The 10,240-nt window shown below is 56.9% G+C and carries 12 protein-coding genes; 7 read left to right on the top strand and 5 right to left on the bottom strand.

All coding sequences use genetic code 11. The features are described from left to right. Window positions 1–137: 137 nt before the first annotated feature. The 3 genes from KBZ14_RS15640 to KBZ14_RS15630 form a co-directional block, all read right to left on the bottom strand. The gene (locus KBZ14_RS15640) at window positions 138–782 is read right to left on the bottom strand and encodes a type I restriction-modification system subunit M N-terminal domain-containing protein (RefSeq protein ID WP_255119275.1); all 645 of its coding nucleotides are present in this window, start codon (window positions 780–782) and stop codon (window positions 138–140) included. Window positions 783–936: 154 nt separating this feature from the next. Next, window positions 937–1,500 carry a hypothetical protein gene (locus KBZ14_RS15635; RefSeq protein ID WP_255119274.1) on the bottom strand — a complete coding sequence of 188 codons (564 nt, stop codon included), beginning with the start codon at window positions 1,498–1,500 and terminating at the stop codon, window positions 937–939. Beyond that, window positions 1,493–1,987: a hypothetical protein gene (locus KBZ14_RS15630; RefSeq protein WP_255119273.1), complete on the bottom strand. Its 495-nt coding sequence runs from the start codon at window positions 1,985–1,987 to the stop codon at window positions 1,493–1,495. Before KBZ14_RS15630 ends, KBZ14_RS15635 begins: the two co-directional genes overlap by 8 nt. A gap of 386 nt (window positions 1,988–2,373) precedes the next feature. Between KBZ14_RS15630 and KBZ14_RS15625 the strand changes: the two genes are divergently transcribed. After that, window positions 2,374–3,633: an MFS transporter gene (locus tag KBZ14_RS15625; RefSeq protein ID WP_255119272.1), complete on the top strand. Its 1,260-nt coding sequence runs from the start codon at window positions 2,374–2,376 to the stop codon at window positions 3,631–3,633. Window positions 3,634–3,642: 9 nt separating this feature from the next. On the opposite strand, the gene KBZ14_RS15620 is transcribed toward KBZ14_RS15625, so the two are convergent. Beyond that, window positions 3,643–5,496 (bottom strand): APC family permease, encoded by a 1,854-nt coding sequence (locus KBZ14_RS15620; RefSeq protein WP_255119271.1) that lies wholly within the window; start codon window positions 5,494–5,496, stop codon window positions 3,643–3,645. A 529-nt stretch (window positions 5,497–6,025) separates the two neighbouring features. On the opposite strand from KBZ14_RS15620, the gene KBZ14_RS15615 reads away from it, so the two are divergent. From KBZ14_RS15615 to KBZ14_RS15590, 6 genes are all read left to right on the top strand, one after another. Continuing rightward, entirely contained in the window at window positions 6,026–6,355 is a 330-nt protein-coding gene (locus tag KBZ14_RS15615; RefSeq protein WP_255119270.1) for a hypothetical protein, read from the top strand. Window positions 6,356–6,584: 229 nt separating this feature from the next. Beyond that, entirely contained in the window at window positions 6,585–6,983 is a 399-nt protein-coding gene (locus tag KBZ14_RS15610; RefSeq protein ID WP_255119269.1) for a hypothetical protein, read from the top strand. Between the two features lie 154 nt (window positions 6,984–7,137). Then, on the top strand, window positions 7,138–7,404 hold the full coding sequence (locus KBZ14_RS15605; protein WP_255119268.1) for a hypothetical protein: 267 nt from the start codon (window positions 7,138–7,140) through the stop codon (window positions 7,402–7,404). Between the two features lie 179 nt (window positions 7,405–7,583). Beyond that, window positions 7,584–8,228, top strand: a complete 645-nt coding sequence (locus KBZ14_RS15600; protein ID WP_255119267.1) for a hypothetical protein — start codon at window positions 7,584–7,586, stop codon at window positions 8,226–8,228. A 212-nt stretch (window positions 8,229–8,440) separates the two neighbouring features. Further along, window positions 8,441–8,713 (top strand): hypothetical protein, encoded by a 273-nt coding sequence (locus KBZ14_RS15595; RefSeq protein ID WP_255119266.1) that lies wholly within the window; start codon window positions 8,441–8,443, stop codon window positions 8,711–8,713. A gap of 287 nt (window positions 8,714–9,000) precedes the next feature. Beyond that, window positions 9,001–9,450, top strand: coding sequence for a hypothetical protein (locus KBZ14_RS15590; protein ID WP_255119265.1), 450 nt, complete (start codon window positions 9,001–9,003; stop codon window positions 9,448–9,450). Between the two features lie 156 nt (window positions 9,451–9,606). Here the strand turns inward: KBZ14_RS15590 and KBZ14_RS15585 are convergent, their stop codons facing one another. Further along, window positions 9,607–10,230, bottom strand: coding sequence for an IS3 family transposase (locus KBZ14_RS15585; protein WP_255119276.1), 624 nt, complete (start codon window positions 10,228–10,230; stop codon window positions 9,607–9,609). Between the last annotated feature and the right edge of the window lie 10 nt (window positions 10,231–10,240).

Here is a 10,240-nt window from a genome sequence, read left to right as displayed (position 1 = left end):
CCGCTGGTCTCAATCTGCTGCGCCTGGCCGGTTTCGACTCGATCCGCGAGGGCCTGCAAGCGGTGATGCATGACATCAAGGCACTGCTGGCGATGGCGCGACGACAACCAGAGCTCAACCCGTGACCTGACTTTGAATCAGCCCTGCGGTTGCGTCAGAGCCTCATCGTCTTCGATGAAGATGAGGTTCACCATCAACTTGATGACCTCACGAGGGGTGAAGTGCTCCCCGGCGGTTTCGTTGGAGAGTTCAGCAAACTTGCGAATCAGCTCCTCGAACACCAGCCCCATCTCGGCGTTGCTCACCGTTTCGGGGTGCAGGTCAACCTGTCCGAACTTCTCCGTCACTAAGTACAGCAGGTTGGCCTTGTCCAGCCGGTCCACCTGCAGGTGGAACTCAAACCTGTCGAAGATCTCCCGCACCGCCGGGCTGAACCCTTGGATGTAGCTCCGCAGGTTCTCGGCGATGTTGTCGCCGTCGCCCATCAGCCGCTTCATGTCCAGCGGCGAGGTGTTGCAGAAGTTGTGACCCGCCTTGCGCAGCAGGAAGGGTTCAGGGTCCAGCCCTTGCCCCTCCCGCAGCGCCTTCTCCTCCAGCACCGCCGCCTTGGTGGGCTCCAGCACGCAGTCCAGTCGCCGCAGCACCGTGAACGGGAGGATGACCTTGCCGTAGTCACTCTGCTTGTAGTCGCCACGGAGCAGGTCGGCCACGCTCCAGATGAAGGCGGAGAGGTTCTGCTTGCCGGAGGCCTGGGGAGAGGACGGGGCTGAGGTGGACGTCACGGCTGCTGGAGTGGGGGTTGAGCTGGGGGACCTGGAGGCGTGCAGCGGCGTGGCTGGATCCGTTATCACCGCCAGCAGATCACTGTGTTCAGTGTGCAGCGAGTTGTAGCACCCGCCAGCCAATCCGCGGCTTCTGAAGAGTCCAGGCTCTGGGTCAGCGTGTTGTGATCCCTGGGTTTTGGGCGCTCTCACGTTGAGGACTGGGCTCAACGTGATTGGTGCTGTTTCCCAAGACCAACGGACTCTGTTCTGCGATCAACAGCAGTAGCTGTTCCAAGCGATCGAATCGCTGTGTCAATGTCGTTTCCAGTGCCGTTAGTCGCTGATCCAGCTGTTCAGCCGTGATGGCCTTGCTAGCCGTTGCGGGCTTGGCGCTTGCCGCGGGCCATGAGCCATTGCGGCAGGTGTGCTCAATCACCAGCCACGAGGCTTTTTTGGGACCTTTGCCGATCTGACTTTCCACCCAGTTCTGGGCCTCAGCAACTTTTCCAAAGCGAGCTTTCAGGGCTTTTTGATTACACTGGTCTGGTTCTAATAGAGCCGCAGGACCCAAGGCCGCTGCCTTGTTTGCTGCCCCGTTTACCTCGCTAGCTGGTACGAAGTCGTCCACCATTTGGCGAACGCTGGTGTTCTGCTCGCCAATGGTGCGGAAGAGCTCGGCATCGGTTTTGGCCATGCGGGCCATGAGCTCTGCAAAGCGGTCGCTCAGCTCACCCATTGCTGCGGCCGCCTCCACGCAGCAGTGTCCGCATGCGATCGATCAACGCATTGATCTGAAACACACTCCAAAAGCCTGCCTCCTGCTTGGCCTCGTCCAGGTCTTGCAGCAATTTGTCCAGGGCCTGCTGCTTGCTGTCGAAGGCCTCCAGTTCTTGGTGCATGTCCTGCGCGAGCCGCAGGGCTTCCGCTTTCTCCTGGCCGATCAGCATCAGGCGTTCTTCGTAGCTGCGCAGGGTGGTGAGAAAGCGATCCCGCGCTTCGCTTAATTCCCTTGAGCGCCTGAGCAACTGTCCGCGTGAGCGCATCAACGACGCGTGGCTGTTGCGCATCGCCTTGTAGTGATGCTCGATCTGATCGGGGTGCAGCCCCGTGAGCTCCCGCGGGAACGTGCTGGTGGGGCGGATGCCCTTGCATTCCACGAGCGGCTGCACGCCGTTGGCCTCACTGGTGGCGAGGGCTGTGATGTCCGTTGGTTGGTCGCTCATCGCTGTTGTCCCATCGGCGGCCCAGGGCCAGGGGGGCTCCTTCCTATCACTGGCCACGCTGGGTCATGGGGGCTTTCTCGGCAGGCACCATGGATGGGTACTTGTTGGCCCAGATCTGAACAGCTGGATTGGCAGCCAGATAGGAGGACCAGTTGCAGTTGTAGGGCTTGAGCACGCGGGAACAATCCAGTGCTGCGATGCGCGCCTTTTCGCTGGCAGACAGTGTTGAAGCTGAGGGGCAGGCGAGGATCCTGAGCTGGCGGAGCAGTAGGCCCAGGTGGCCAATCTGGGCGGCTCATGAAGCCTGCGGGCCCAGAGCGTGGCACCATCCGGGCAGAACCCCGAACCAGTGCGTGGCTAGCTCCTCTGAGGTCTCAACAGCCTCCATGGTCGACCTCTTGCGGCTGCCCGGATTCCGGGCTTTCTGGCTGGCCAACCTGATCTCGAGTTTCGGCACCAGCGCTTTCGTGCTGGCGATCAACTGGCTCACCGTGAAGCAGCACGGATCGGCCGGTATCGCCACCCTGGCCCTTGCCTATGGGCTGCCCCAGATCCTCCTGCAACTGGTGGGCGGCACGCTGAGCGATCGGATCGATCGCCGGCGGCTGTACGCGATCACCCAGGTGGGGCTGCTCACCGTCGCCCTGCTGATCCTGGCGGCGTCGTTTCAGGAGATGGTGCCGCTGTGGCTGCTGGCGTTGGTGAGTGGAATCAACGGTGTGATCTCCGCCTTCGATACCCCCGCCCGCACCGCCCTGGTGACGGACCTCGTGGAACCCCATCAGGTGAGCCTGGCCCAGCAGCTCTACAGCCTCACCACCAGCGTGACCAACATCTTCGGCCCAGCCCTGGGTGGTGTGCTGCTCAGCCTCGGGCCTACCGCGCGCAGCCATGAGGAGGTGGCCTTTGCCTTCAACGCCCTGAGCTACGTTCCCCTGCTGATCAGCATCGGCTGGCTGCCCCGGAGCCGAACGGCAGCAGGCGAAAGCGAATCGTGCCTCTCGTTCAAGGCAAGCCTGCGGGCCGGGCTTGAGATGGTGCGCAGGCGCGCCGATCTGCGCACCCTGCTCCTGGTGCTTGCGTTGGTGATGGTGCTGGGCATGCCCTTCCAGGGACTGCTGCCGGTGTTCGTGCAGCGCCACCTGAGCGCGGAGGGCGGGCATGGCTTCTACGCCGCGCTGATGTCGGCTGTTGGCCTGGGCAGCTTTGTGGGCTCGCTGTTGGGTATCACCCTCCTGGAACGCCTGAGGGCTGGTCTGCTGCTGGGCGGCGCCAGTGCCGGTCTCGCGATCAGCGTGTTGATCCTGAGCGCCTCGAACCTGCTGCACTGGGCATCACTGTCGGCGTTTCTGGCGGGTAGCTGCAGCTATCTGGCGATCTCCACCGACAACGCCCTGTTGCAGGCCGGTACCGAGAGAGACATGCAGGGCCGCATCAACGCCATCGCCAACCTCACCAAAGGCCTCCAATCCCTCAGCCTCGCCGCCGCCGGCTTCTCCATCCACCTGATCAGCTCCCTGCACCGCTTCGGCAGCGGCTACCAGCCCGTACAGATCAGCCTCGCCCTTGGCCTGCTGGTCGGTGTGGCCTGGCTCTGGCCACGTTTGCATCGTCTGCAGTTGCGTGGAGAGCAGCAGGGCGCCTGATCTGGTTGATCAGGTAGGCAGGTAATAGCGCACCATCGTGAAGACACGGTTATGGCGTTGATCCAACGCTTGCCGCATGTTGATCGCGCGCTGGTTGAGCAGCAGGCTGTCAAAGCGATAGCGAGGGATCGCGATCGGCATCACGATCGTGAGGGTCTGATCGGGATCGCTCGCCTCCACGGTTTCAACGAAGTCGACGAAGGGCGTGATCAGCGAGGCGTAGGGACTCTCGAGGATCTGCAGCTCGAAGCGGGGATTGTCGCCAACGCTGCGCTGCCAGGCATGGCGCAGGGGCTCGGGGTCACCATCGTCCGGCCGTACCCACACAGCGATCACCCGATCCGACACCGTGGCGGCATAGCGCAGGGCTTGCAGGGCGGGCTTGCTCCAGACCGGAATCCACACGATGCTGCAGTTGCCGATCGGCTCGGTGCGGACTGGCAACCGGAGATCCACCGCATCGCCGGGCTGGAGTTCCAGTTCAGCGAACACCCGCCGGTAGCGGCGGCGGATCCGCGCCAGCATCAGGACCAGGACCGGGATGGCAATCACCACGGTCCAGGCGCCTTCCGCGAACTTGCTGATCACGATCACCACCAGCACCAGGCAGGTGCAGAGCGAGCCGATGCCATTCATCAGGGCATGGCGCCACCAGCCTTCACCGCGCTCACGCCACCAGTGCACCACCATGCCGGCCTGCGACAGCGTGAAGGCCAAGAACACGCCGAGGGCGTAGAGGTTCACGGCCACCGTGGTATTGCCCTGGCAGATCACGATGATGGCGCCGGTGGCCAGCAACAGAAACAGGATGCCGTTCTGGAACACCAGGCGATCACCCACCCAGGCCATCTGCCGCGGCAGGAAGTTATCGCGGGCAAGCAGGGCCGAAAGGCGCGGGAAATCGGCAAAGGCGGTGTTCGCCGCCAGCATCAGGATGAGCAGGGTGGTGATCTGAAGCACCCACAGCAGTGGGCTGTTGGTGCCGAACACGCGCATTCCCAGTTGGGCCATCACCGTGACATCGTCATGGGGCCCGATGCCATACATGAAGCCAAGGCCGCTCACCGCCAGAAACATGGCCGATAGCATCAGCCCCATCACCAGGAGGGTGCTGCGGGCCCGTTGGGCCGAAGGGGTGCGAAACAGCTGAACGCCATTGGCGATCGCTTCAATCCCGGTCATGGCGGAACAGCCGGAACTGAAGGCTCGCAGGATGAGGAACAGGCCCAGCGGTTCAGCAGCCTTCACCAATGAAGGCGGATCCGGGGTGAAGCCATGGCTGGTGATGAGGTTCTGAATACCCGCCAGGGCCAGTACGCTCACCATCGCCACGAAGCTGTAGGTGGGCAGCGCAAACAGCCGGCCGGCCTCGCGCGCGCCCCGCAGGTTGGCCCAGCCCACGAGCACCAGCAGAAGCAGGGCGATCGGCACCTCCGCGTGCAGCAAGCCGGGCCATAGCGAGGAGAGGGCCTGGGTGCCAGCCATGAGGCTCACAGCGGCGGTGAGCACGTAGTCGATCAGCAGGCTGGCGGCGGCCACAAGGCTGGCTGTGGTGCCGAGGTTCTCACGCCCCACCACATAGGCGCCACCACCCTGGGGATAGGCCTTGATGGTTTGGCGGTAGGAGAGCACCACAATCCCGATCAGGGCGATGATCGTGAGCGTGATCGGCAGCGACAGCCGCAGCGCACCGCTACCGGCCAGGATCAGCACACCGAGGGCAGCATCGGTGGCATAGGCCACCGAGGAGAGCGCATCGGAAGAGAGAATCGGCAGAGCCTGGATACTGGGCAGCGTCTTCGCTTCCTCCTGCTGGCGCTGCAGCGGCCGCCCGAAGAGCTGGCTCAGCAATGGAACGGTCAATGGACCCTCAACCTGTTGCAGGCGCTCAAGCTACCCAGACTGAGGTAACAAGACCCAGTTCCCACGGAATACTGTGACGGAGCACGTGAGGGTCTCCCCCTATCCGGGGACAACGGCGACGCGTCAAGGCCGGATGACAGTGCTGTGTAGACAGAGGCGCTGGGCCGAACGCTGGCCAGGTTCGTGACGTCGTTAGCCTTGTCCAGAAAAGCAGTTCCATGCATAATCTGATTTAGGCCTTGTCATGCTAACGATGTCACTCCGTTTCGATGATCCCCGCAAGGGTTTTGTAATCTTTGCGGCAGACTGTACTGTTTGCGATGAGGACGGACGACTGCATGTTCAGGCGGAAGAAGAATTAAGATCGCATGCAGCCAATTTCTATGCTCTTGTATCAAGCTGCGAGGGGTGTTGGGGACCCGAGTTTCTATTCGACGGCTCCCAGTCTGCCACCCCTCTATTTTATGTTGTTGATCCATACGGGGATTGCCTGTCTTCTTTGCTATCCAGGAAATAATCCGAACAAGCTTTGGTATTCAAGGATCCTGTCGATGCGCTGAGCTGCCCAAGGCTTGTGGAAAATAGAAGGGTGTTCGCATGTATTGGATTCATCTTTGAAGAGCAGTTTATCGAACTAGAAGATTTCAATAGGGAAGTGAACGGTGACGAAGAGCCCATGGAAAACTTGCCGACACTATCTCATGAGCTTGGCGAAGGAATTGAGGTGTATCTTAAGCAGCCTGAAGAAATGGGAGACCCCAGCAAGGTCCTCTATTGTGCCTGGCTTGAAGGGGAGGTGGAAGAGGATGAAGTCTTTGACTTTGAAATGAGTGAAACACTATCCAACATTCTTCGTTAAAACAATCCAATCCCCATGTCTGACGCTCGCCATCACCTAGCGGAAGGAGCCGCAGCCAGGGCTATTCACTGGGCTCCTACTCCTGGCGTGTGGGGCAGGAGTATTGCATCGTTGGGTGGATGCCATTATAGTCAGGAGTGAGCAAGCAGTTGTAGCAATGCCTGAACTAATGTGGTATGGATGTTTCTCGGATGGTCGCATATTGTTCCCTCAAGAGGATAGAGAGTCAATGAAGCTTGCCGATTGCATCAGTGAAGACGAACTCGAAGAGCTTGTCGACGAAATCTATACAGACTATGACTCAGAGCTCTCGATTTGGTCGACCAGCGGCCACTGTATCGTTGATGGCGAGAAAATCTCTGTCGACGCTATTTCTAAGCAGTGGTCTGACATTGACTTCCATGGGAAGCACAGGGATAAGATCTCGTCTTTTCCATGCTGCGCAGTATATATAGACGACTTCAAAGGGTATAGTCAGGTAATTCAGATTGAGAAGTTTGTCCCTGCTCTGCTCAGGTACGAAGCTGGATCAGTCTTTTATGATGATGAAGAGCTTTTCCCTGAAGACTACCGAGGAACTGGCGGAGAAAAATCTCTGTTCAAGAATGGCGATCGTGTAAGCTTCTGACATGGCTTCGGACTAGCCATTTTGTGTATTGCGGGGCAGCTGTATGGCACTGCTAAGCAGAGCCTTTGCGGCGCTGACTCTCTACGGATTTATTGGTTATTGCGTAGGCTGTGAATTCATGCTATAAAACACAAGACCCTCTGGTTTCGGTTCAATGGCTAACCTCGCCGTTTGCATTGAAGTTGATAGCGATAACTTTGAGGAGATTTCAGATGAAAGCACAATCGAGGTTGCGAGTGCCGCGCCGGATGCTTGGGATTACAATACTGAGGAAGAGCCTACGATGACATTTATGATAGACGAGGACAGCGATAATCTTGAAAAAGTCAAACAAGCTCTGAAGGCTTTTCTCTCAGACGGCCGAATCACAAGAATCATTGTCGAAAACGAAGACACATCAGAAGAAGACTTCTGGAGTTAATCGACTGGCGAACGCCAGCGATCACCTGTCCGCATGAGCCAACCGGCAGGTTATACCCAGGGTGCATAGTCATAGGGGCGGGTCAGGGGGCATGGCGTCGTTAGAGAGCTTCGTCAAGTTGACAGTGCCTGGTCCCTTACGATGCGCTAGGTTGTACCAGTAGCTTGTTAGGAAGTACGTTGTCAACAGCAAATAAAGCGCTCTTTAACAGGCTCTGCGAACTAGGGCTCCTTGGGACAATCAAAGATGGGCCTGCATTCCTAGGAGAATGCAATGAATGCCAGGCTCAGTTCATAAAGACTGATCTGGATTTAAATGATAACAGGGAGACCATGATTGTTGGGATAACGACAAGTGTTGACGGCTGGAACTGCTCTGAAAATACCGCGCTCATTGACCCAGGCTCAAGAAGGCCCATTTGGTTTGAGCATGGCATCGAGCCCCCTGAGGAGTCAGACCCAAGCAGCATCAAGAATGTCGCGAATGAGATACTCGAAAAATATCTGGAGCAGATTCTTTCGTTGATTAAGGATGGCGACCTAGAAAATCATAGCTTGTCCTCAATTACCAGTGAGTACGGTGAAAAAGCTATGGCAAGCTATGTTGACCTTGACGAGGTTGATAGGAGTTGGAAGCTACAAGACTTTAACTTTCATCTGCGCTTCTCATGTGCAGATTTGCTCTTGGGGGTCAAAGGAAGCATGGATTCACCTGCTGCAGTTTTCATGAGAGAGCTGAGAGGGGGCGCTGACGACTTTGCCGAATCTAGCTATTTTGATGAAATATGCTCAGATCTTGAAATGGATCCTGAATCTATCGAATAACTTTGCTAGTGGATACCCATTGACGGTGTCTCTCTAGCACCAGCGATCACCTGTCCGCATGAGCCGCACACACGGCGATGAACTGGCTACATCCTCCTGGGGTGCGGTGCATCTGTATTGCGTCGTTAGGCGGATCAACGTTGTAACGCCCTTTTGCCACGCATTCCTCTTTGCTGCGAATTTCATACGATGGTGCAGCTCTTCCTGTTCTTATGACGACATCACTGATTATTACCTATGTATCTGACGAACTTGAAGACTCCGGTCACGAAGCTCGGTATTTCTTAGAAGAGTTAGGTGCCAAGTACGTTGACGAAGACGATCCTCAAATGTACTTCAACATTCCCGATGAGATGGCTAACGCACAATCCCTTGGCGTTCTTGCTGGATGGTCAAATCAGATTGCACGTGTCGAGATTGAGGATGAAGAAGGCGCATCCAGGGATGATATAACTGTAGAATGCAGAAAAGTGTGGTCATCGTAAGGCCAGCACTTCTGCCAGTCCTGATATCAGCTTTATTGGCCTTGAAGCCTTCAGTCCAGGCGCAACAATTGCTTGCTGGTAGATATCTCTCGCATTCTCAATCCAATCCTGAGGGTTCTCTAGGGCCATCTCTCTTTTCTGCCTGCCTAGCGCTGGTCATCACCTGGGTGCAGAGGGTGTGCGTGACGACCACCCCAGCGCTATTTGGTACGGGGCTGGTCTATTGCGTCGTTAGCTTGCCATGCATCTATCCGCATGCTAAAAACCAGTAGGTCTTTGTTCGAATTATGAACTACTCGGGTCTTTGGGAAAAGCGCGAAGGACGCATCATTTGCAGAGCTTTTGCTGCTTGGGACAAGCTATCAGAAACGGAGGTTGCAGGAGTTGTCGCAGGTTACGCAGGAGGCGGTACATTTATACAAGAAAACTTCTACTGTCAGTTTACTGGTTCTAAGCCAGTCAAACTAATCGTCGACTTCACTGATCACATCTCTGGAGAAGAGAGCCAATTTGACGATCTAGACAATAATGCTTCGGAGCTTTCGGACCAGGCTTTGGATGTGTTGCTAGAGTTCCATGATCAAGATTCTTGGGAGGAAGCCGAGCAGCTTCTACTCTTGGCACACAATGTTGAGGATATGGAAGAAGTTGAGGCGGACCTCTTGAAGGGCGGCACGCAATATCCTGACTACCTTGAAAACTTATTTGAATATGCAGGCCTTACTGCAAGGCCATAAGCAAGCTTTCAATATTGTTGATTCGGCTAGAAAATATTTGATCACAGCCAACACATGGTTGGACTCCTGTGCCTGAGTTTTTTATAAACTGTTTCGCATAAGATATTGCGGCACTTGAAGATAGTGGCTGAGCCGCTGCTGTGAGGTGGGTGCCTTTTATTGGACAGTTCCGGCCCCTGACATCGTTAACTCCGGGCGGGAGGAACAGGGTTCGTTTTCAGTGTAGACCTCATCGGGAGTTTTGCTTCCCAGGGAGCTATGCGGCCTTACATGGCAGTACCTCCAGAGGAAGCGAGCTAGGCTGGTCTCTGCTTCCCAGCCATCGCTGTAGGCACGTAGATAGACCTCCTCATATTTGACGGTGCGCCACAACCTTTCCACCAGGATGTTGTCGTAGCAGCGCTTCCTGCCTGACCAGCTGATCTTGATCTCCTCAGCTTGCAGCCTGGCCACGAAGTCATCAGAGGTGAACTGACAACCCTGGTCGGAGTGGAAGATCTCTGGCCTGCGGCCACGTTCCAACGCCATCTCCAGGGCATCGAGACAGAACTCCGTGTCAAGGCTGTTGGAGAGCTTCCAGCTGAGCACGTTCCTGGAGAACAGATCCACGATTGCCACCAGGTAGAGGAATCCTTTCTGTAGCGGGATGTAGGTGATGTCGGCCGCCCAGACCTGATCCACCCTGGTGACCTGTTTGAGGTCCACCAGGCAGGGAAACCGCTCAGAGGGAGATCCTGGAACAGTGGTGCGCGGTTTCTGGTAGATCGCCCGTAAACCCATGCGTCGCATG

Origin of the sequence: Synechococcus sp. HJ21-Hayes, from assembly GCF_024345835.1 — a bacterium.
Classification (GTDB): Bacteria; Cyanobacteriota; Cyanobacteriia; order PCC-6307; family Cyanobiaceae; genus Vulcanococcus.
This window is presented reverse-complemented; position numbering and strand designations above follow the sequence as displayed.